Annotated in this window: 22 protein-coding genes; 8 read left to right on the top strand and 14 right to left on the bottom strand. The window is 57.0% G+C overall.

The features are described 5' to 3' along the window. Positions 1–44 precede the first annotated feature (44 nt). On the top strand, positions 45–899 hold the full coding sequence (locus JOE29_RS06860) for a LysR family transcriptional regulator (RefSeq protein WP_201025969.1): 855 nt from the start codon (positions 45–47) through the stop codon (positions 897–899). Here the strand turns inward: JOE29_RS06860 and JOE29_RS06855 are convergent. Further along, on the bottom strand, positions 889–1,635 hold the full coding sequence (locus tag JOE29_RS06855) for a sulfite exporter TauE/SafE family protein (RefSeq protein ID WP_003424767.1): 747 nt from the start codon (positions 1,633–1,635) through the stop codon (positions 889–891). The two genes, JOE29_RS06860 and JOE29_RS06855, sit on opposite strands and share 11 nt — an antisense overlap. 189 nt (positions 1,636–1,824) lie before the next feature. Here JOE29_RS06855 and JOE29_RS06850 point away from each other — a divergent pair, with 189 nt between their 5' ends. Then, complete coding sequence (locus JOE29_RS06850; RefSeq protein WP_003342696.1) at positions 1,825–2,298, top strand: MarR family transcriptional regulator; 474 nt, start codon at positions 1,825–1,827, stop codon at positions 2,296–2,298. Between the two features lie 202 nt (positions 2,299–2,500). After that, entirely contained in the window at positions 2,501–2,920 is a 420-nt protein-coding gene (locus JOE29_RS06845; RefSeq protein ID WP_003342698.1) for an organic hydroperoxide resistance protein, read from the top strand. A gap of 102 nt (positions 2,921–3,022) precedes the next feature. Here the strand turns inward: JOE29_RS06845 and JOE29_RS06840 are convergent, their stop codons facing one another. Further along, positions 3,023–3,592, bottom strand: coding sequence for an elongation factor P (locus JOE29_RS06840; protein ID WP_002554550.1), 570 nt, complete (start codon positions 3,590–3,592; stop codon positions 3,023–3,025). A gap of 99 nt (positions 3,593–3,691) precedes the next feature. Beyond that, a complete protein-coding gene (gene earP / locus JOE29_RS06835) occupies positions 3,692–4,828 on the bottom strand; it encodes an elongation factor P maturation arginine rhamnosyltransferase EarP (protein WP_210079171.1) in 1,137 nt (378 codons plus the stop codon). Positions 4,829–4,987: 159 nt separating this feature from the next. Between earP and JOE29_RS06830 the strand changes: the two genes are divergently transcribed. The 3 genes from JOE29_RS06830 (at position 4,988) to JOE29_RS06820 (ending at position 6,202) form a co-directional block, all read left to right on the top strand. Then, positions 4,988–5,386: a hypothetical protein gene (locus tag JOE29_RS06830; RefSeq protein ID WP_003424765.1), complete on the top strand. Its 399-nt coding sequence runs from the start codon at positions 4,988–4,990 to the stop codon at positions 5,384–5,386. 3 nt (positions 5,387–5,389) lie between these two features. Next, positions 5,390–5,872 (top strand): transcription elongation factor GreAB, encoded by a 483-nt coding sequence (locus JOE29_RS06825; protein WP_137983843.1) that lies wholly within the window; start codon positions 5,390–5,392, stop codon positions 5,870–5,872. A 123-nt stretch (positions 5,873–5,995) separates the two neighbouring features. Further along, positions 5,996–6,202, top strand: coding sequence for a hypothetical protein (locus tag JOE29_RS06820; RefSeq protein WP_002554553.1), 207 nt, complete (start codon positions 5,996–5,998; stop codon positions 6,200–6,202). A gap of 72 nt (positions 6,203–6,274) precedes the next feature. On the opposite strand, the gene JOE29_RS06815 is transcribed toward JOE29_RS06820, so the two are convergent. Next, positions 6,275–7,552, bottom strand: a complete 1,278-nt coding sequence (locus JOE29_RS06815; protein WP_024648738.1) for an aromatic amino acid transport family protein — start codon at positions 7,550–7,552, stop codon at positions 6,275–6,277. A gap of 366 nt (positions 7,553–7,918) precedes the next feature. Here JOE29_RS06815 and JOE29_RS06810 point away from each other — a divergent pair, with 366 nt between their 5' ends. Together JOE29_RS06810 and JOE29_RS06805 are read left to right on the top strand one after the other, a co-directional pair. Then, a complete protein-coding gene (locus JOE29_RS06810; protein ID WP_046719136.1) occupies positions 7,919–8,710 on the top strand; it encodes a TlpA disulfide reductase family protein in 792 nt (263 codons plus the stop codon). 119 nt (positions 8,711–8,829) lie between these two features. Next, positions 8,830–9,399 (top strand): TetR/AcrR family transcriptional regulator, encoded by a 570-nt coding sequence (locus JOE29_RS06805; protein WP_003314666.1) that lies wholly within the window; start codon positions 8,830–8,832, stop codon positions 9,397–9,399. A 103-nt stretch (positions 9,400–9,502) separates the two neighbouring features. On the opposite strand, the gene JOE29_RS06800 is transcribed toward JOE29_RS06805, so the two are convergent. The 10 genes from JOE29_RS06800 to JOE29_RS06755 all read right to left on the bottom strand — a co-directional run bounded on the left by JOE29_RS06800 (position 9,503) and on the right by JOE29_RS06755 (position 21,140). After that, positions 9,503–9,865, bottom strand: coding sequence for a helix-hairpin-helix domain-containing protein (locus JOE29_RS06800; protein ID WP_003314665.1), 363 nt, complete (start codon positions 9,863–9,865; stop codon positions 9,503–9,505). A 159-nt stretch (positions 9,866–10,024) separates the two neighbouring features. Continuing rightward, positions 10,025–12,019: a nucleoside-diphosphate sugar epimerase/dehydratase gene (locus JOE29_RS06795; RefSeq protein WP_003393786.1), complete on the bottom strand. Its 1,995-nt coding sequence runs from the start codon at positions 12,017–12,019 to the stop codon at positions 10,025–10,027. Between the two features lie 104 nt (positions 12,020–12,123). Then, positions 12,124–13,134: a glycosyltransferase family 4 protein gene (locus JOE29_RS06790; protein WP_003424762.1), complete on the bottom strand. Its 1,011-nt coding sequence runs from the start codon at positions 13,132–13,134 to the stop codon at positions 12,124–12,126. Beyond that, positions 13,127–14,107, bottom strand: a complete 981-nt coding sequence (locus tag JOE29_RS06785; RefSeq protein WP_074997894.1) for an SDR family oxidoreductase — start codon at positions 14,105–14,107, stop codon at positions 13,127–13,129. Before JOE29_RS06785 ends, JOE29_RS06790 begins: the two co-directional genes overlap by 8 nt. Before the next feature lie 198 nt (positions 14,108–14,305). Further along, the gene (locus JOE29_RS06780) at positions 14,306–15,739 is read right to left on the bottom strand and encodes an MBL fold metallo-hydrolase (RefSeq protein WP_103363348.1); all 1,434 of its coding nucleotides are present in this window, start codon (positions 15,737–15,739) and stop codon (positions 14,306–14,308) included. A gap of 412 nt (positions 15,740–16,151) precedes the next feature. Continuing rightward, positions 16,152–16,394 (bottom strand): lipopolysaccharide assembly protein LapA domain-containing protein, encoded by a 243-nt coding sequence (locus JOE29_RS06775; RefSeq protein ID WP_003314660.1) that lies wholly within the window; start codon positions 16,392–16,394, stop codon positions 16,152–16,154. A 24-nt stretch (positions 16,395–16,418) separates the two neighbouring features. After that, positions 16,419–16,715, bottom strand: a complete 297-nt coding sequence (gene ihfB, locus JOE29_RS06770; RefSeq protein ID WP_002554561.1) for an integration host factor subunit beta — start codon at positions 16,713–16,715, stop codon at positions 16,419–16,421. Between the two features lie 321 nt (positions 16,716–17,036). Continuing rightward, entirely contained in the window at positions 17,037–18,728 is a 1,692-nt protein-coding gene (rpsA, locus tag JOE29_RS06765; RefSeq protein WP_002554562.1) for a 30S ribosomal protein S1, read from the bottom strand. 121 nt (positions 18,729–18,849) lie between these two features. Next, positions 18,850–19,539 (bottom strand): (d)CMP kinase, encoded by a 690-nt coding sequence (cmk, locus tag JOE29_RS06760; protein WP_003319089.1) that lies wholly within the window; start codon positions 19,537–19,539, stop codon positions 18,850–18,852. Then, entirely contained in the window at positions 19,536–21,140 is a 1,605-nt protein-coding gene (locus JOE29_RS06755; protein WP_024960060.1) for a prephenate dehydrogenase/arogenate dehydrogenase family protein, read from the bottom strand. The genes cmk and JOE29_RS06755 overlap by 4 nt, the downstream gene beginning before the upstream one ends. Positions 21,141–21,162: the final 22 nt, after the last annotated feature.

Raw genomic sequence — 21,162 nt, 5'->3', positions numbered from 1 at the left:
TCCAACGAATGTTCGTTATGCCTTCCATCTGGGAGATTGATGTATTGGCCACCTACCCGAGCATTGATACCGAACTGTTGCGCACCTTCGTGGCGATTGCCGATCACGGTGGTTTTACCCGTGCAGGCGAAGCCGTCAACCGCACTCAGTCGGCGGTCAGCATGCAGATGAAGCGTCTGGAAGAAGATGTCGTGCAGCGCCCGCTGTTTCAGCGTGAAGGCCGGGTCCTGAACCTGACTGCCGAGGGTCAGGTACTGCTCGGTTACGCGCGACGAATCCTCAAGCTGCACAGCGAGGTGTTCAACACCTTGCGCGAGCCGCACATGATCGGCGTGGTGAAAATCGGCTCGCCTGACGATTACGTGATGCGCTTCCTGCCCGGCATTCTGGCGCAGTTCGCCCTAGCGTATCCGCTGGTTCAGGTGGAAGTGCATTGCGAGCCATCGGACCTTCTGCTGCAACGTCACGACCTGGATCTGACCATTGTCACGCGCAAGCCAGGCACCGAGATCGGCACATTGCTGCGTCAGGAACGTCTGATGTGGATGGAGGCCATCGGCTTTGCCCCGCATGAGCAAACGCCCATTCCCCTGGCGATGTTCAACACCCACTGCTTCTGTCGTGACTGGGCGTGCAATGCGCTGGACGGCGTCGGGCGTGACTACCGCATCGCCTACAGCAGCTCGAGCATGGCGGCGATCACCGCAGTGGTCAGCGCAGGCCTGGCAGTCACCGCGCAGTTCCAGAGCCTGGCCACAGCGGATTTGCGCATCCTCGGCGAGGCGGAACAATTGCCACAGTTGCCAACCGCCAGCATCGTATTGCTACGCAAGCCTGAAAATCCCTCGCCCATCACCGAATGCATGGCCGATTACATCATCGCCGGCTTCAAACCTTGAGCGCGAGAATGACCGCACAGAGCACTAGAAACACGCAGAACATCAGGCGCAGGGTGCGCTCCGGCAACGAATGCGCCAGCTTCACGCCCCAACTGATGCTGGCCAGGCCGCCAATGGCCAGCGGAATGCCCATCGCCCAGTTGACGTGATCGTGCAGCGCGTAGGTGACCAGCGTGATGCCGGTGCTCGGCGCCGCCAGGGATAGCGCCAGCCCTTGGGCCACGACCTGGGTCGCGCCAAAGACACTGGTGAGGATCGGCGTCGCCACTACCCCGCCGCCAACGCCAAAAAGACCACCGGTCACGCCGGACCCGACGCCCAGCAGCCATAGCCACTTTTCATGACGCAACCCGCCCGCGGCCTGTTTGCTGCGCCAATACATCTGCGCAACGTTGAACACGGTCAGTACCACCAGAAAACCGACGAAGGCCAGGCGCATGCCCTGCGGGTCGACGCGGACCGCGAGCAGTGAGGTCAACCAGGCAAAAATGAAACTGGGGATGATCAACATCAGCGCATTACGCAGCAGAATCCGGTTGCGCTGGTTGTAACGCCACAAGGCAAGCAACACATTGGGCAGGACCATCAACAAGGCGGTCCCTTGAGCGAGTTGCTGATCCAGACCAAACAGCACCCCGAGTGCGGGAATTGCCACAAGACCACCACCGATGCCGAACAATCCTCCCAGGGTGCCCATCGCTGCACCCAGCAACACAAACATCACAATTTCAATCACACTGCATCCCCACCCAATCAATGAGCAAATGCTACGCAGTCCTGCTCTGGACCGACACCCGATGGCGCCGTTTTTTTTCACGCGTCACGCACAATCCCAGCGCGTTGAGCGCACATGAGCAAAATTATCTGGCGCATTAAAGAGTGCAACACTAAGTTAAACTCATCCGACCGAGTTTGAGGACCTGATATGAGCGCCGACGAAAGCCCGACCCGCGCCGCACCTGCCGATTGCGATTCGCTGCTGCTGGATAACCAGTTGTGTTTCGCCCTGTATTCCACGTCGTTGATGATGACCAAGGTTTACAAGCCGCTGCTGCAGGCGCTCGGGCTCACCTATCCGCAGTACCTGGCGATGATGGTGCTGTGGGAAAGGGACGGGCTTACCGTGGGGGATGTCAGCACCCGCCTGCTCACCGATCCGGGCTCATTGACGCCATTGCTCAAACGCCTCGAAGGTGAGGGCTTCATCAGCCGTACGCGCAGCAAGGAAGACGAGCGGGTGGTGCTGCTTCACCTGACTGCGCAGGGCCGCGAATTGCAGCAGAAGGCCTTGACCGTCCCTGGCTGTGTTCTTTCGTCGAGCGGGCTGACCATGGAAAAGCTTCGCGACCTGCAAGCCCAGTTGCTGCAGCTGCGCGAGCACCTGCACCACAGCCTCTAGGAAAAAGTGCAGACCTGCCTCTCGTCACCGCGCGTGAGGTCTGACAGGTGCTCCAAGCATGTTTTCTTGCTTCCAACGACCATCCTCGACCTTTTTGCAAAATTAGCTTGCGCGCAAACTATCCTTGGACTACCTTTGCTTTGCGATTAGTTAGCGCGCAAGTATTTAGCGCAATCAAACCTTCATCGAACGAGGCAAAATCATGGACACTCTTTACACCGCAGTTGCAACCGCCACCGGCGGCCGTGATGGTCGTGCTGTTTCCGACGACAAGATTCTCGACGTCAAGCTGGCGACCCCGAAAGAACTCGGTGGTGCTGGCGGCGCAGCCACTAACCCTGAGCAGCTGTTCGCTGCCGGTTATTCGGCCTGCTTCATCGGTGCATTGAAGTTCGTGGCCGGTCAGAGCAAACGCAGCATTCCGGCAGACACCTCGATTACCGCCCATGTAGGCATTGGCCAGATTCCAGGCGGTTTCGGTCTGGACATCGATTTGCATGTCAGCCTGCCAGGCCTGGAGCAAGCCGACGCTCAGCAACTGGTCGATGCCGCTCACGTGGTTTGCCCTTACTCCAACGCCACTCGCGGTAACGTCGATGTGCGCCTGCATGTAACGGTCTGATCCGGTCTGACGCCTGAGTAACGGCCACCTCACAAAAACCTCAGGCACAAAAAAACCCGCAGCGATGCGGGTTTTTTGCGTAACGGGGTTACAAAACCGTGCTTACTTCGCACGGCCTTTGTAGGAACCGCCTTCACGGGTATCGATCTCGATCATGTCGCCGATTTCGATGAAGTCAGCAACACTCAGCTCGGTGCCGTTTTTCAGTTTGGCAGGCTTCATGACCTTGCCCGACGTGTCGCCACGAGCGGAGCCTTCGGTGTAGTCAACCTGACGCACGATAGTAGTCGGCAGCTCTACGGAAACCAGACGGTCTTCGAAGAACACGGCTTCGCAGACGTCGGTCATGCCTTCTTCAACGAAAGGCAGAACGCTTTCGATGTCTTCGGCGTTCAGCTCGTACATGGTGTAGTCAGTGGTGTCCATGAACGTGTAGGTGTCACCGCTGATGAAAGACAGGGTGGCTTCCTTGCGATCCAGGATCACGTCGTCCAGCTTGTCGTCGGCGCTGTAAACGATCTCGGTCTTGTAACCGGTCAGCAGGTTTTTCAGCTTGGTCTTCATGATCGCGCTGTTACGACCGGATTTGGTGAACTCAGCTTTCTGAACCAGCCAAGGATCGTTCTCGAGACGGATCACGGTACCGGGTTTCAGCTCTTTACCAGTTTTCATTGCATATATCCGAATTTGGATGGAATTAACCAAAGGCTCTGTACGAGAAACAACCTGCGCAGGCCTTTTTCGTACAGAGCCTTGTATCAAGGCCGCGTATCATAGCGAATTTACATAAAACTGCACCAGCGCCGTGGCAAGATCAGTCTGTGCGGCTTGTTGCTGGCACCATCGCTCCGCATGGTGCTGGATCTGCGGCCAGTACTCTGCCAGCGCCGTCCAGCACTCGCCGAGGTCGCCGCCGACATTCCAGCGCTGCCAGAACTGATTCAGCGCCTGCGCGGCTGCCGGCGAAAGACCCGCGAGATAGAGCGTTAAAAACGCATCGAGCTTGGGCAGATGCGCGTCGTCTTCCTGCTGGTAGATGTGCCAGAGCATCGGCCGCCCCGCCCACTGCGCACGCACGAACGAGTCTTCGCCGCGCACGATATTGAAATCGCAGCTCCAGAGCAGTTGGTCGTAAAGCTCCTGACGGATGAACGGCAGGACCTGAACCGTCAGCCCGCCGCAGGCCTGAATGAACCCGGCGCGCAGCGGATCTTTGGTACCCAGCCAACGCTGCAGGTCGCCGAGTATGCGCCCCTCTGGCACCAGAAGATGTGTCGGCCGGCTGTCGCTGGCCAAGGCATCGAGCCAACTGCCGAGCACGGGATTTTCATAGGCAAATACCGAGATCAGGCGCGCATCGGCCAACGCTTCGATACCCAACCCGCTCAGGAAGGCTTGCCTTGCCGCGCTGTTTTGCTGAAACGCCTGGCGCTGCTCGATGAGGCTTTTTTCGCGCAACAGGCCACCCGTGGCTTCGGAAAAACCCGGGAAGAAAAAGAACTTCTTCAAACCGTTCGACTGTGGCGAAGGCAGGCCGTGGCAGCCAGACACCCAGTCCTCGGCGCTGAGGTAATCGAGACTCAGCCACAGCGGCCTTGGCGAACGCTGCAGCATCGCTTCGGTGTAGCGCGTCGGCAGGCGGCAGGCGAACGCTTCGATGACGACATCAGGAATATCGGTGTTCAGCCACTCGGTCGGCCACTGGCAGACGCTCACGCCCTCTTGCCATTGTTGCCGGGCCTGGGGATCGGCTCCGGGGCACAAGCGAACGAAGGCCGACAGATCATCGATCCATAAACGCACTTGCAGGCCATGCTCGGCAACCAGCTGGCGCGCCAGGCGCCAGGTCACGCCCGCATCACCGTAGTTGTCGACTACGCTGCAAAAAATGTCCCACGAGGCTTTCATCCTGGCTCCCTGAGGCTGGATGGCAAAAAACGCTGATTGTCGTTCAGAACGGCACGTTGTCACCAGCCTGATGCTGTCGGACAAACAGGTGGCACAGTTTTCATACCCGACCATCAGGCATGGCACAATCACATCTGTTGGCCTGCAAGGAGTTCAGCCATGTCATTCCCTACCCGCCGTCGCGACCTGTACGTGTCGTTGAAATTGATCGTGTGCATTGCGCTGGGCATCTGGCTGGGCGCCCTGGCGGTGTTTCTGACCGCCCTGCTGTATTACAAAAGCCTGCCACCGGCCCAGACCCAGGCGCTGGACAATGCCGCCGCACAGTTGACCACCCCGCCCGCGCAAAAGCCCGCCTCCCCGTCTGCGCCGGAGACCGAGATGTTTCGCAAATATGAGCAAAGCCTGCGTGAAAGCGAGGCGCGTCAGGCGCGTGAACAGGCGCAGGAGCAACAGCAGCGCACCTTCAACCGCTCGAAGTGTGACTTCTGGATACAGCAGGATCGCACCGCGCCTAGCGAAAAAAGCCGTGCCAGCATCAATCAGTACTGCGGATAAACCATGAACAAACAGGATGTACTGCAACTGATCGTCGACAAACTGAACATCGATCTGGACATCGCCGAACGAGCGGCGCAGACCGCCTACGAAACGGCCACTCACGAAGAGAACATTGCCGAGAACAAGTACGACACGCTAGGGCTGGAGGCTTCTTATCTGGCAGCCGGCCAGGCGCGCCGCGTCGAGGAGATTCGTCAGTCGTTGACGCTTTATCGGAAATGGTCTCTCAAGCCATTCGATGAATCGCGTGGCATTCAGACCGGTGATCTGGTGGTCGTCGAGGATGCCGACGGGCAGACACACTATCTGTTTCTCGGCCCCGATGCTGCCGGCCTGAAGGTCAGTGCAGGGGATCAACTGGTCACCGTCATTACTGCCAGAGCCCCGCTCGGGCAGAGCCTGCTGGGCAAATTCGAAGACGATGCCGTACAGATTGTCATCAACGGCAGTCGACAATCCTACGAGATCACACAAACGTTGTGACACACCCGGCATCTGCAGGGTTGATCGCATCAAGTTTTTGTGGGTAAGGTTAACCGTCGCCATCACCACCGCAACCGGGGCAACATCAAAGCAAACAAGGACTAAAACCCAAGGAGATTTTTCATGACGAACGTCATCGCATTCCCTGACGCCCATGAACGTGATCGCCTGAAGTCCAGCCAAGATCCGGCGTTGAGATACTTGAACAAGAAAGAACGACAACTGATCGACCAACTGCGTTCGACCAGCCATGCGGGAAGGCAGTACGTTTACGACTATGCGAGCATCATGCACTTGTCCAGGCCGTTGTATCCCGAGCCAGTGGACTGATCACGATCGCATAACCTTATCGCAGTCTGCGCCGCTGGATCGGCGCAGACTTCGAGGTTTAGCTTGATGGCTTTAGCGGATTAGCGAAAAGATCAGTGCTGAAATCGCCACAACTCCGGCGGCAACCACAAAGTAGTTGGACCACGCGCCAGCGTATTTACGCATGGCCGGTACCTTGTGGATGGCGTACATCGGCATCAGGAACAGCAAAGCCGAAATCACCGGCCCGCCCAGGGTTTCGATCATGCCCAGGATGCTTGGGTTGAGCGTTGCCACCAGCCAGCACACCACCAGCATGAACGCCGCCGTCATGCGATCCAGCGCCTTGGGTGCAGGACGACGACCCGCCTTCAGAACCAGGCCTTTCAATCCCTCGCTGGCACCGATGTAGTGGCCGAGAAACGACTTGGAAATGGCCACGAACGCAATCAGCGGTGCGACAAAGGCGATGGTCGGGTTGTTGAAGTGGTTGGCCAGGTAGGACAGGATCGAGATGTTCTGCGCCTTGGCCTCGGCCAGCTGGACAGGCGACAGGGTCAACACGCAACTGAACACGAAGAACAGCACCATCACGACCATCAGACCGTGGGCACGGGCCAGAATCTGCGAACTGCGTACTTCCGCGTTTTCGCCATACTGACGCTTCTGATCGACGGCAAACGCAGAAATGATCGGTGTGTGGTTGAAAGAGAACACCATCACCGGAATGGCCAGCCACAGCGTGGGTATGAACGCCGATAGCTCAGGGAACGTAGTAGCGGTGCTCAGAATGCCGCCGGTCCAGTGCGGGATGAGGAATATCGCCAGAAACAACAGTGCGACGATGAACGGATAAACCATCAGGCTCATGGCCTTGACGATGAACCGCTCGCCACAACGCACCACGGCCAACAGCCCCATGATCAGCAAAAACGCCAGTGCGGCGCGCGGCGGTGGCGTGATGTGCAGCTGGTGCTCAAGAAAACTGCCCACGGTATTGGTGAGGGCCACGCTGTAGATCAGCAGGATCGGGAAGATGGCGAAGAAATACAGCAAGGTGATCATCGCGCCAGCACTCTTGCCGAAATGCTCTTCGACCACATCGGTGATGTCGGCACCCTCACGTCCTGAGAGCACGAAGCGCGTCAAACCGCGGTGAGCGTAGAACGTCATGGGAAACGCCAGCAGTGCCAGCGCCATCAATGGCCAGAAACCGCCGATACCCGCGTTGATTGGCAAAAACAGGGTACCCGCACCGATGGCGGTACCGAACAATCCGAGCATCCAGGTGGTGTCATTACGATTCCACGACGCGATGCTCTCGGGAGCTACATCCAGACGTTCTACGACGCCATTAGCCTGATCATTCATCCGGTCGACTCTCCGTGGCCGGTTTATCAAAAAGGGAAACGCATCGAAAAAACTGGCAGTCAGCGCTCCCCTCGAAAACAGCGGGCGAGATTCTCCGGGATTGACGCCAGAAGTCAAAGGTTTGTAGGACAATAGTTTCTTCCACGACATGCTGGCGTTCGAGCGCACGCCTTTTGCACAAAGGGCTGGAGGACGGTCGACCTCTTGTCGAGGAATTAGTGTTTCAACAGCTTACGGGCTCAATCGAGCCGACCCCGCGGCTTAACATTCGGGAACAGTTCTGCGTTTTTCCTGGAGGGACAGCAGCGATACCATGCCGCGCCTGTGCGGTACATCCGGCAAAAACCTCTTCAAGGACCAAAAACGATGTTGAGCATCAACGCCGGGCCGTTCGCCCTCGCGATATCCCATCTGTTGCTGTTGGGCGCCTTGATAACCGCCACGTGGGTAGAGGCCCGGCTCGTCCGGCATACCCTGACCAGAAAGACCGCAGTATTCGGACTCTTCATTCTGGGTATTGCCACTGCACGTACCGCATTCGTCCTGACCTATTTCGCGCAATACAGCGACGCCCCCTGGAAGGCGCTGGACATCCGTGATGGCGGCTTTGTGGTCTGGCCCGGGGTTATCTGCGCTCTGCTGGGCGGCTTGATCATCGGCTGGCGCCGTCCCGGACAGCGGCGCGCCCTGACGTTCGCAATGAGCATCGGACTGGCGATCTGGGTATCGGGCGGTTTGATTCTGGACCACTATCAGAAGGGCAATTCGCTGCCTGATACAACCCTTCGGACGCTGACTGGTGAGCCGGTCAGGGCCTCCGACTATCGGGGCAAACCAGTGGTCATCAACTTGTGGGCCACCTGGTGCCCTCCGTGCCGCCGCGAAATGCCGGTGCTGCGCGATATGCAACGGGAACGCGAGGACATTACATTTCTGTTCGTCAATCAGGCCGAAAGCGCCGGAGAAGTCAGCGACTACTTGTCGAAACAGCAATTGGTGCTAAGCAACAGCTTTCTCGATCCGGACGGCGAGTTCGCCCGCCAGGTGGGTTCGGCGGCGCTGCCCACCACTCTTTTCTACTCACCAGACGGACGGCTGATCGACAGTCATCTGGGCGAATTGTCCAGAGCCAGCCTCACTCATTACCTGGATAAATAGCTAGGTATTCACCTACCTGATTGAGATGAAGTTGTCATTGCGAGCGAAAGCCTGCTGCATCGTTTCACCTATCCATGTATAAATGCGCTTACACATTGGCCCTTCTGGAGACTCAGCGCATGCGTTACGCGCTTGATCATAAGGCCCAAACGCACCAACGCATCGTCAAGGAAGCGTCCATGCGCTTCCGTCGTGACGGCATTGGTGCTACGGGCTTGCAACCTTTGATGAAGGCACTTGGCTTGACCCATGGCGGGTTCTACGCGCATTTCAAATCCAAGGATGATCTTGTTGAACAGGCATTGAGTCACGCCCTCGACAATGTGAAAGGAATCACCAGCGACGTTTTCGCCAGGCAGGACTCGCTCAGTGAATTCATTGATCTCTACCTATCGATAGCCAGCCGCGATGCGGAAGACGGCGGTTGTCCGTTACCGACTATGTGCCTGGAACTAGGCCAGCGCGATCAGCCCAGCATGACGACGGATAAAATCATCCTTCATCTGCTGGAGCAGTTCGACAAGCCCCTGGCGGAGAATGGACTGGAGTCCAAAAGCCTGCCGGTGCTGTCCGCACTGGTAGGCGGTCTGGCACTCGCCCGCAGCGCTTTTGACGAGGAACTGTCACAGCGCATTCTGGACACGACCCGCGACTATCTCAAAAAGGAGATAAAAAAGAGCACCAACTGATCTTCTGGAACAGCTACTTTCTCGGAGAGCTTCCCCGGTGAGAGTTTATAAACACACAGGCCGATCATCGATCGGCCTGTGTGTTTAGCGGATGAAGCACTGATCAGTCGAGTGCAAGCTTTTCGCGATTTCTCTCCAGAATGGCCTTGCCGATTCCTTTTACTTCGATCAGTTCATCAATCGAGGTGAAATCGCCGTTGGCTTCCCGATAAGCCACAATGGCATCAGCCTTGTTCTTCCCGATCCCCGCCAGTTCTTTCTGCAGTGTCTGAGCATCGGCAGTATTGAGATTGACCCTGTCCTTGCGCTGCTCATGCGCCACAGCGGGTGCTGTTTCTTCCATCATCGGCGAATGGGATACCGCGGGCTGCGGGATGGCGGGCTGGGACGCAGGCGCGGCGTTGACCGCAACCGAGGTACTGGTGAGCAAGGCAAAGATCAAGGCACTGAAGATAGGGGTTCGCATAGATAAAGCTCCATAGCAGTTCAAGGCAGCATCCACATGCTGTGCCTGAAACTTAGACCAGCGTCCCCTCTTGGAAAAGAAGTCGAGCGTTGCTGCCTGTTGCCGGATCGTTCAACGTATTTCCACCCCTGCCCAGAGCCCCCGGCAGTGCTGATGAAATCACGTTTCGCCGCTGCGTTCCTGATACATCCAGTCAACGATTTCACCTTCTGGCGTATAACCGTTTACCGTTTCGCGCAGCAACTGACGCACGCTGGTGTAATCATCTCGGTCGACCGCATCCAGCAGCTTTGTCAGGCGGCCTTTCAATACATCCCATGGCAGGCAATCTTCATTTGCACTCATGATCATCGGGTGCTCGGTGGCAACCACGTTGTCGCCGATCAACAGCTCTTCATAGAGTTTTTCACCGGGACGCAGGCCAGTGAACTCGATGGAGATATCACCGTGCGGATTTTTCTCCGAGCGAATGGCCAGACCGGAAAGATGGATCATCTTCTCGGCCAGTTCGACAATCTTGACCGGCTCCCCCATATCGAGAACGAAGACATCACCGCCATGCCCCATGGAGCCGGCCTGAATCACCAACTGAGCGGCTTCGGGGATGGTCATGAAATAGCGGGTGATCTTTGGATGCGTCACCGTCAGCGGACCGCCTGACTGGATCTGCTTGTGGAACAGCGGGATCACCGAACCGGAAGAGCCAAGCACGTTGCCAAAGCGCACCATGGTAAAGCGGGTCTTGTTGACCTGATAGACGTTGGCCTTGTCACCGAAGATCACTGGCGCGGTTTCGCGGCTCAGTGCCTGCAATATCAATTCGGCAAGGCGCTTGGTGCTGCCCATCACGTTGGTGGGGCGGACCGCCTTGTCGGTAGAGATCAGGACAAAGTTGGACACCCCTGCCTGCAACGCCGCCTGGGCGGTATTGAGCGTACCCACGACGTTGTTGATGACGCCTTCCGCAATATTGTGCTCGACCATCGGCACATGCTTGTAGGCAGCAGCGTGATAGACCGTATCGACCTTCCAGGTTTTCATGATCGACAGCAGCTTGGGGTGATTGCGTACCGAACCGAGTATGGGCAGCAATTTCACCGAGAGTGACTCTCGAGCCGAGCGCTGTTCAAGTTCGGAGAGAATGCTGTAGAGATTGAACTCGCTATGGTCCAGCAGCAGTAATTGGGTAGGTTGCAGCAGCAGTATCTGTCGGCACAGCTCGGAACCGATCGAGCCGCCGGCGCCGGTCACCAGCACCGTCTTGCCCTTGATGCAGTGCTCGAGCAGGTTATCGCGAGCCGGGACTGCGTCGCGGCCCAAAAGGTCTGCAATGTCGACTTCCTGAAGGTCATCGACCTTGACCCTGCCAGCGGCCAGATCCATGAAGCCCGGAACGCTTCGTACGTGCAGCGGAAAGCCTTCCAGAAAGCCCAGGATTTCCCGACGACGCCCACGCGACGATGACGGGATTGCCAGGAGGATTTCCTGAGCTCCCGTGGAATCGATCATTCGCTGGATGTTTCGAGGCTTGTAGACCTGCAGACCAGAAATGACCCGATTGGAAATCGACTCATCATCATCGATGAACGCCACCGGATGCATCAGACGGCCCATGCGCAATGCGGCGACCAACTGGTTTCCCGCTGCACCGGCGCCGTAAATGGCAACCTTCTGCAAACCGTTGTCGCTCTTGGCGAAAGGCACGTGCTGCGCCGCAGCGAACCAGTCGCCGAGAAAATACTGCCGCATGGCCAGGCGCAGACCACCGATCATGACCATGCTCAGCCACCAGTAATTGAAGATCACCGAACGCGGGACCAATTGCTGGTGGTTGCTGTACACGTAGACCATGCAACCAAGGATCAACGACGACATCGTGACGGCCTTGATGATGGCAATCAGCGCATCATTGCCGAAGTAGCGCATGACTGCGCGATACATGCCGAATCGTATGAACAGCGGGATAGCCGCAACGGGCGCACTGATGAACAGCCACGTGTGCTTCTCGAGAGGATTGATCAGCTCATCGATACCCAGCCGTACCACAAACGCCATCCACAGAGCCAGCCAGACCAGGAAGACGTCGGTAGCAACCTGAATTATTCGTTTTTTGCGGCGTGGTAGAGCCAGTAATCTGGTCCGCAATCTGCTCATCAATTTTTTTATGCTCCGTTATGCTACCGGTTGCAACATGATCTGAAATCGGTACCTGTGAAACAGCTACGTGTCTGAGACAACCAGAAAAACACTTCGTTACCTTATTCTGCCTCGCCGGCGCCGAACCTCAACGCCAGCAGAATCAGCGGGCAGTAAGCAATGACCGCCCATATAAGCCCTTCCCCATCGCCCAGCGCAACCCATAGTGCAATGGGCAGCAACCAGACCAGATTGATCAACCCCACCGCAAGCGTAACCGGCACATGCCTGCCGTAGTGACGCGAAGCAAACTGGTAAGCATGGCTGCGATGCGCCTCGTAGAGCCTTTCTTTACGTAACAGGCGTCGCACGAGGGTTACGGTCGCATCGACGACAAACACTCCCAGCAGAATCAACCAGGACCAGAATAACTGAGGTGAAGCCCAGGAACCCTGAATGGATAGCACACCGAGCACTATGCCGAGGAAACCACTGCCCGCATCGCCCATGAATATCTTCGCCGGAGGGAAGTTCCAATAGAGGAAACCTGCTGCGGCAGCGCCCAGCATGAGCACTTCCCAGGACAGCCCGGCCTGGCCGCCAAACGCGTAGATAATGCTCATGCCCAGGCATACCGTGACCGCCTCGATACCGGCGATGCCGTCTATTCCGTCCATGAAGTTGTAGAGGTTCAGCATCCACACCAGATAGAACGCCGCGAGCACCTGCCAGAGCAACCCCAGGTCGACCGTCCAGCCCATGACGTCGAGCGGGGCAAGTCCGCCCAGCCAGAACAAGGCCCAGGCAGCCGCAGCAAAATGCCCCAGCAGGCGCCACCGTGCGGCGATATGCCCGTGATCGTCCATGAAACCGATCACCGCCACCAGGCCTCCCGAACCGACAATTGCGGCAAGTGCAGAGGGAGGCAGATAACCCGCCCACCCCAGCACAGCGATCGCCAGGATGAAAGTGATGACGATGGCAACACCGCCGCCCCTGGGCGTGGGTATGGAATGCGAACTTCGGGCGTTTGGAATGTCGATCAGACTTTTGGCGAGCGCATACTTGCGCAGCAACGCCGTTAGAATCAGAGACAGAAAGGCAATAGCGATTACCGACAGCCACTCAATCATGCTTGTCGTGTTCCAGATAATATCGGGCAGTGTCCTGCATGGCGTGTTCAATACTCACAGGTGGATGCCAATCCAGCATCGTACAGGTTTTACTGATATCGACCTGCAGCGAGTTGCACAGCCGTTGTGAAAAAGCTTTCTTGCCTAACAGTGCTGCAGCCGCTTTCAACAGCGAGGCCGGCACCGGCAACAGTCGAGCAGGTTTGCCCAGGGCCTTGCCCATTTCGCGCAGCAGCCTGGTCGTGGACAAATCTTCCCCATCACTGACCAGAAACGTCTGGTCAGCCGCAGCAGGATGATCGACACAGACCGTCACCAGGTCTGCCAGGTTATCCACCGCCACAAGGCTTCTACGATTATCGATGGACCCGAGCGGCAACGGCAGCCCCTTGTCCAGCCAGCGCATCATGCTTCTGAAGTTAGCCTTGACCCCCGGACCGTAGACCAGTACCGGTCGAATGATCACCACCTGCATACCGGTGCGGGCAGACAACTCACGCAAGCCCTCTTCGGCCCTGAGCTTTGAAACACCATAGGCATCCAGCGGATTGCACGGGTCGCTGGCCGTGAATGGCGCACCTACAGGCGTAGACTCGCCATTGGCCTTGATGGAACTAATAAAGATGAAGCGTCTGACGCCTGCGGCTGCGGCCTGCTCGGCCAGATTCAGCGTTGCGGTGACATTAGCGCGCAAGTATTCCTGATCCGGCGCTTCAGCGGTCTCGTTCAGTACATGAACACGGGCAGCACAATGAATCACCACGTCCGCGCCAGCTACAAAACTTGCCCATTGATTGTCCGGTGCCAATGATTGCGCGCTGACAACATCGATGCGCGGACTGGAAGCGACATAAGCGCCTCGGACTGCAACCCTCACAGCAAAGCCTGTGCGCTCGATCAGCCGACGAACCACGGCACTGCCCACGAAACCTGTCGCACCTGTTATTGCAACCAATGCAACATCACCGCTCATGCAAACACGCCCTTCCAAATCGGCCAAATATTGCTCAAGTAACGCCTTTTGACAACTGAAATATGTTCAATCCATTTTATAACGTTCACGATGATGCTCAACGTGTACCAAGGTCAATGCACAATCATCATGTCCTGGCACTCACTTGCAAGAATTCGATTACCACGCCAGCCGACAACTAACGTGCTCATCGTGCCTTCAAGGGATAAACAGTTCCAACGGGCGTTTTTCGAGCGAGTACTTACGACTCAGAATATTACCCAGAACCTTTTTCGCAGCCGCTTCGCCATGCACCAACCGAATCTGCGTCGGCCACTCTTTCATCCCCGTGACGAACTCGACCAATTCGACCTGATCGGCGTGAGCAGAATAGCCTTTTGCGGTATGGACTCCGGCATTTATATCAAAGCGCTCGCGATCCAGCTCTACATAGCCGCCCGATGGGCCATGTAACTGAATGGCCTCGCCCGGTGTTCCCTTGCCCTGATAGCCGACAAATACCACGTTATGTCGTGTGTCGCCGAGCATGGCTTTCAGGTAATTGACGATTCTGCCTCCTGCACACATGCCGTTACCGGCAATCACAATGGCCGGACGCGCCGTACTGGCCAGGTAATTGACCGTACGCAAATGCTCTTCATGGGTGTCGACGGTAACCAGTTGCTCGAAACCCAACGGCTTTCTGCCGACGTCGAGCCTTAGCCGGGCGTCCTCATCCCAATAGTCTTCGAACGACTGATAGACCTTGGTAAAGCGACTCGCCAGAGGCGAATCAAGGATGATCGGCAACCTCGACCAGTCTGGGGCACTCTCACCCCGGTGCTCGCTGCTTTCAGTGCAATGATTCGAAGGCATCTTGCGTCGCAGTATGTCTTCCAGCTCGTAGAGCAATTCCTGGGTTCGGCCGATGCTGAACGCCGGTATCAGCACGGTGCCGTTATCCTCCAGCGCCTTGTCTATGATGCGCTCAAGTCCAAGCTGACGAATGTTGCGATCTTCGTGAACACGATTGCCGTAGGTGCTTTCCAGCACCAGCACATCCGCGCGCTCGGGCGGCTTCGGCGCAGGCAGAAAAGGCGTATGACTCGCCCCCAGGTCACCGGAAAACACCACCCGCACAGAACGCCCTTGTGCAGGATATTGAAGATCGCATTCTATATAGGCCGACCCCAATATGTGTCCGGCGCGCTGCAAGCGGACCCGGCAATGCACGGATTCGTTGTCGATCAGGCTGAACCAGTCATCGAATGGCAGAGCGATAATTCTCTTGTTGATGACGTCCAGGTAGCGCGCGACTTGCCCGGGGTCGTGTGCAAATTCAATTTTCAGGAGATCTTCCATGACCAGTGGCAACAGATGGGCACTGGGCTCACTGCACAGTATCGGCCCTTTGTAACCGGATGCCAGCAACTCTGGAATACGCCCGACATGGTCATTGTGTACGTGGCTGATCAGCAGCGCCCTGATAGCCTCGGGATCGAATCCGAATGACGCGCTTTCGGACTGCCTGCCGCGCTCCTGCACCGACCCACAGTCAATCAGCAGGCTGCTCGATACGTCGATGTGCAGCTGATGACACGAGCCCGTTACTGTATCGACAGCGCCGTGATGAATGATTTGCGGATAAAACATGCAGTCACCTTTTCTTGCCAGCCTGCTCTGAATATCCGGGATATCCGATATCAGGGCTGAACATTAAGTTTCGGCGCATTCTGCACTTGAACGAATCATTTTCAAGCCTTGACACAAGGCTGTCAGGGCAGCAGTAATCGACGCTGAAAATCAATATAACCCGTACCCCCTTTAAAATGGGTACACGATTTAAAAAAGCGAATATTCCTACACGGCGTAGTAACTAATCTTCATATAACAGAAGAATAAACCGACAGAATTATAAGACTCTTTTTTCGACAAAACTGTTTGAAGACACAACAAAGCGTGCCAGCTCAGCAGCAGCGCATGCTGCTTCATGAACAGAAGGGAGTAAAAGACGCGCGCTATCGTGTCGCCAGATCGTTCTCCGACGACGCATGATCAGCGCTGCTCAGACAGAGCGAGGGGAAGGTGCGCGCTTTTTGCGAAGGCTGGCTATCCACGCCAGTATCGGGCCAATGACCATGCCCACGAGCAACGCGAGGACAACAGGCAATGCCAGCGGAAGCTGAGGCGCCGACCAACCGAAAAACGTCACGGCAACAGACTGCCGGTTCTCAAGCACAAACACAGTTGTTGCCAAAACAACGAGCAATACGGCGACGATCAAAATGACTCGTTTGAAGATACGCATCTGGTGATCCTGTGGTGAATGGCTTTAAAAGCCCTCTTCTTCATCCTCGTTGACCCGATCCCGCAGCTCCTTGCCCGGCTTGAAATGCGGGACAAACTTGCCATCGAGGCTGACCGACTGACCGGTCTTCGGGTTGCGCCCTACCCGCGGTGCGCGGTAATGCAGCGAAAAGCTGCCAAAGCCTCGAATCTCGATTCGGTCTCCGGTTGCCAGACACTGGGACATTTGTTCAAGCATGGTCTTGATGGCCAGCTCGACATCCTTGGATGAGAGCAGCCCTTGATGGGTGACAATTCGTTCGATCAACTCCGACTTCGTCATATTTTTCCCTTCTTTTTCAAGCAGCTAGATCAGCGCTTGGAAGGTTTTAGCATGACCGGATGAATTTGAACAGCCCATCTATTGACTTATGTTCAATCCCGTCTAACCAGGCATGAACAGATTACAGCGACATGACAGGGGCGAGGCAGAGGGAGGGAGCTGGAGCAATAGACGAAACGAGACAGCCTGAGAAGCCAATGGAGGCGTTTTGCGACTCACACTGTGCGTCAGAGCGAGCCAGGAAGACCCGAACCTGTAGCGCCTGAACGATAGAAACAAAAAAGGACGACCGAAGTCGTCCTTTTTTTGGTCAAGCAGAACTTAGTTCTGTTTTTCCATTTGCGCGCGCAGCAGGTCACCAATAGTGGTAGGACCAGTGCTTTCAGCGACTTCAGGCTTGCTACGCAGGCTCTGGATCGCTTCTTTCTCGTCTTCAACGTCTTTCGACTTGATGGACAAGCTGATTACGCGGCTCTTGCGGTCAACGCTGATGATCTTGGCTTCGATCTCTTCGCCTTCCTTCAGAACGTTACGCGCGTCTTCAACGCGGTCACGGCTGATTTCGGAAGCCTTGAGGGTCGCTTCGATGTCGTCGGCCAGAGTGATGATGGCGCCTTTGGCGTCAACTTCTTTAACGATACCGCGAACGATGGCGCCCTTGTCATTGACAGTGACGTACTCGGAGAACGGATCGCTTTCCAGCTGCTTGATACCCAGCGAGATACGCTCACGCTCAGGATCAACCGACAGGATCACAGTGTCGAGCTCGTCGCCCTTCTTGAAGCGACGTACGGCTTCTTCGCCCACTTCGTTCCAGGAGATGTCGGACAGGTGAACCAGACCATCGATGCCGCCGTCCAGACCAATGAAGATACCGAAATCGGTGATCGACTTGATGGTGCCGGAGATTTTATCGCCCTTGTTGAACTGGCCAGAGAAATCTTCCCACGGGTTAGATTTGCACTGCTTGATGCCGAGGGAGATACGACGACGCTCTTCGTCGATGTCCAGAACCATGACTTCCACTTCGTCGCCAACCTGAACGACTTTCGAAGGGTGGATGTTCTTGTTGGTCCAGTCCATTTCGGAAACGTGTACCAGGCCTTCCACGCCTTCTTCCAGCTCTGCGAAGCAGCCGTAGTCGGTCAGGTTGGTAACACGCGCGGTAACGCGGGTGCTTTCCGGGTAGCGAGCCTTGATAGCGACCCATGGATCTTCACCCAGCTGCTTCAGACCCAGGGAAACACGATTGCGCTCGCGATCGTACTTCAGGACCTTGACATCGATCTCGTCGCCAACGTTGACGATTTCCGATGGATGCTTGATGCGCTTCCAGGCCATGTCGGTGATGTGCAGCAGGCCATCGACGCCACCCAGATCGACGAATGCGCCGTAATCGGTGAGGTTCTTGACGATACCCTTGACTTGCTGACCTTCCTGCAGGGACTCGAGCAGAGCTTCGCGCTCGGCACTGTTCTCGGCTTCCAGGACACTGCGACGGGAAACGACAACGTTGTTGCGCTTCTGGTCCAGCTTGATGACCTTGAACTCGAGCTCTTTGCCTTCCAGGTGAGTCGTGTCACGCACAGGGCGGACGTCAACCAGAGAACCAGGCAGGAACGCACGGATGCCGTTAACGTCGACAGTGAAGCCGCCTTTAACCTTACCGTTGATAACGCCCTTGACCACTTCTTCAGCTGCGAAAGCCGCTTCCAGAACGATCCAGCACTCGGCACGCTTGGCTTTTTCGCGGGACAGCTTGGTTTCGCCAAAGCCATCTTCGACCGCGTCCAGCGCAACGTGAACTTCATCACCGATCTTGATGGTCAGCTCGCCAGCGTCGTTGTGGAACTGCTCCAGCGGGATGAGGCCTTCAGATTTCAGACCGGCGTGAACCGTAACCCAACCTGCCTGGTAGTCGATATCAACGATGATCGCGGTGATGATCGAACCGGCCTGAAGGTTGAGGGTCTTTAGGCTTTCTTCAAAAAGTTCTGCAAAGCTTTCGCTCATTTTAATTCCTGTTGATCAAGGGCGAAGAATACGCCCATCTGCCACGCTCCAGACAACGTGGGTTTCGTTCAAGTAAAAGAAAGCCTGCGGGACTATGACTGGTCTCCCACATGCTTCTTCGTCATCCGGCAATACCGCGAAGCGCGATTTCGCTCAGAATGCGTTCCAGCACCTGTTCGATGGACAATTCAGTGGAATCCAGCTGTATGGCGTCGTGCGCCGGCTTCAACGGTGCTACCGCTCGCTGGGTGTCACGCTCGTCGCGTGCACATATCTCATCTAGCAGACTCGACAGACTAACATCATCGCCCTTGGCCTTCAACTGCAAGTAACGTCGACGCGCACGCTCCTCGGCACTGGCGGTGAGGAATATCTTCAGCGGTGCATCCGGAAAGACCACGGTACCCATGTCGCGACCGTCCGCGACCAGACCCGGCTCTTCCTGAAACGCTCGCTGACGCAACAGCAACGCATCGCGCACCGCCGGCAGCGAGGCCACCTGTGATGCGCCACTGCCGACCTGCTCGTTGCGAATGGCGTGGGTGACGTCCTCGCCTTCCAGAATGATGCGCTGCCCCTGCCCTGCTGCAGTCGCTTCGAACTGAACATCCAGATGAGCGGCCAGAACCTTGAGCGCTTCTTCATTGGTCAGGTCGACACCGTGATTGCGCGCCGCGAAAGCCAGCAGGCGATACAACGCGCCTGAGTCGAGCAGGCACCAGCCAAGTTTCCTGGCCAGCAATCCGGCGACAGTGCCCTTTCCGGAACCGCTGGGGCCGTCGATGGTAATAACAGGAGCTTTGATTTTCACTTTTTGTCCTCTTGCGCTACACGCATGCCAACTTGAGCGCACAGCGCCAGAAAATGGGGAAACAATGCGGCGGCATCCGCGCACGCCTGGATACGGATGGGTGCCGAAGCCCTCAACGATGCAACGCGAAACGCCATGACGATACGCTGATCACCGCGAGCATCCACCTCGCCGCCACCCGGCACACCGCCTTCGATAATGATGCCATCCAGCACGGGCTCGGCCTCGATACCGAGCGCCAGCAAACCGTCAGCCATCAGCCTGACGCACTCCGACTCATCGGCTTGCAGGGCCTGCGCGCCGCGCAGAATGGTACGCCCTTCTGCGCAGGCTGCGGCAACAAGAAGCACCGGAAATGCATTCAGCGCCAGAGGCACCAGTGCTTCGGGGATGTCAGCGCCTTTGAGCCGGGCCGAGCGAACATGCAGGTCAGCGACCGCTTCATTCGCCAGCTTGCGGACGTTCTGCAGCACGATATCGCCGCCCATCAGGCGCAAAATATCGATCGCCCCCTCGCAAGAGGAACTGACGGGAACGTCCTCCAGCAGCAGATCGCAGCCTTCACTGATCGACGTCGCGACCATGAACAGCACCGCCGACGTCACGTCAACCGGCCCCTTGATGCGATGACTGACACCCTCAGCAGACCCGCCGTGAAGTGCACGAGGCTCCTCAGGTGCGGTATCGACACGCGCACGGCTGGCGAGAATTCTGCCGAAGTGCTCCCTCGCTGCGCGTGCACGGGTAAATACATCCATCAACTGCGCGCCATCACCGGCATCCACAGCCTCGCGCAAGGCGTCGAGATCGGTGCGAAAGCTGTCCAGGGTGCGCAGTACGGCATCACGATTGGCCATGAAAATGTCATGCCACATGGTCGGATCGCTGCCTGCGATGCGCGTGAAATCACGAAACCCGCCCGCGGCATACCTGAATATGTCCAGGTTCTCATTGCGCTTGGCCAGCGAGTCGACCAGACCGAATGCCAGCAGATGCGGCAGATGGCTGGTGGCAGCCAGCACCTCGTCGTGGCGCTCGACCTGCATGTGCTCTACGTCGGCCCCAAGGGCTGACCACAACTGGTCGACAATCGCCACCGCCTGGGGATCGGTTTCAGTCAGTGGCGTGAGAATGACCTTATGGCGACGAAACAGCGCCGCATTGGACGCCTCGACACCGCTCTGCTCGGAGCCTGCAATCGGATGGCCGGGAACGAAGCGCGACGGCATGTGCCCGAACGCCTGACGTGCAGCCCTCACCACATTGCCTTTGGCGCTGCCGACATCGGTCAGGATTGCATGACCCAGATCGATCGGCGCCAGCAGCGCAAGCAGCTTTTCCATGGCCAGTATCGGCACCGCCAGCTGGATCACGTCCGCACCACGGCAAGCGGTGGCAAGGTCAGCCTCACAACGGTCCACGACCCCCAGCTCGACCGCCAGCTGTCGCGACTGCGGATCGAGGTCGACGCCGACCACCTCGCCACACAGGCCGCTTTCGCGCACACCCTTGGCAAAGGAACCACCGATCAGCCCGAGCCCGACGACCACCAGACGACCGATCACCGGCCGTACTGACTGTTCTGCAATCACATCAACCACGCGAACACACCTGACAACCCGG

Origin of the sequence: Pseudomonas sp. PvP009 (assembly GCF_017832995.1) — a bacterium.
GTDB classification, from domain to species: Bacteria; Pseudomonadota; Gammaproteobacteria; order Pseudomonadales; family Pseudomonadaceae; genus Aquipseudomonas; species Aquipseudomonas syringae.
This window is presented reverse-complemented; position numbering and strand designations above follow the sequence as displayed.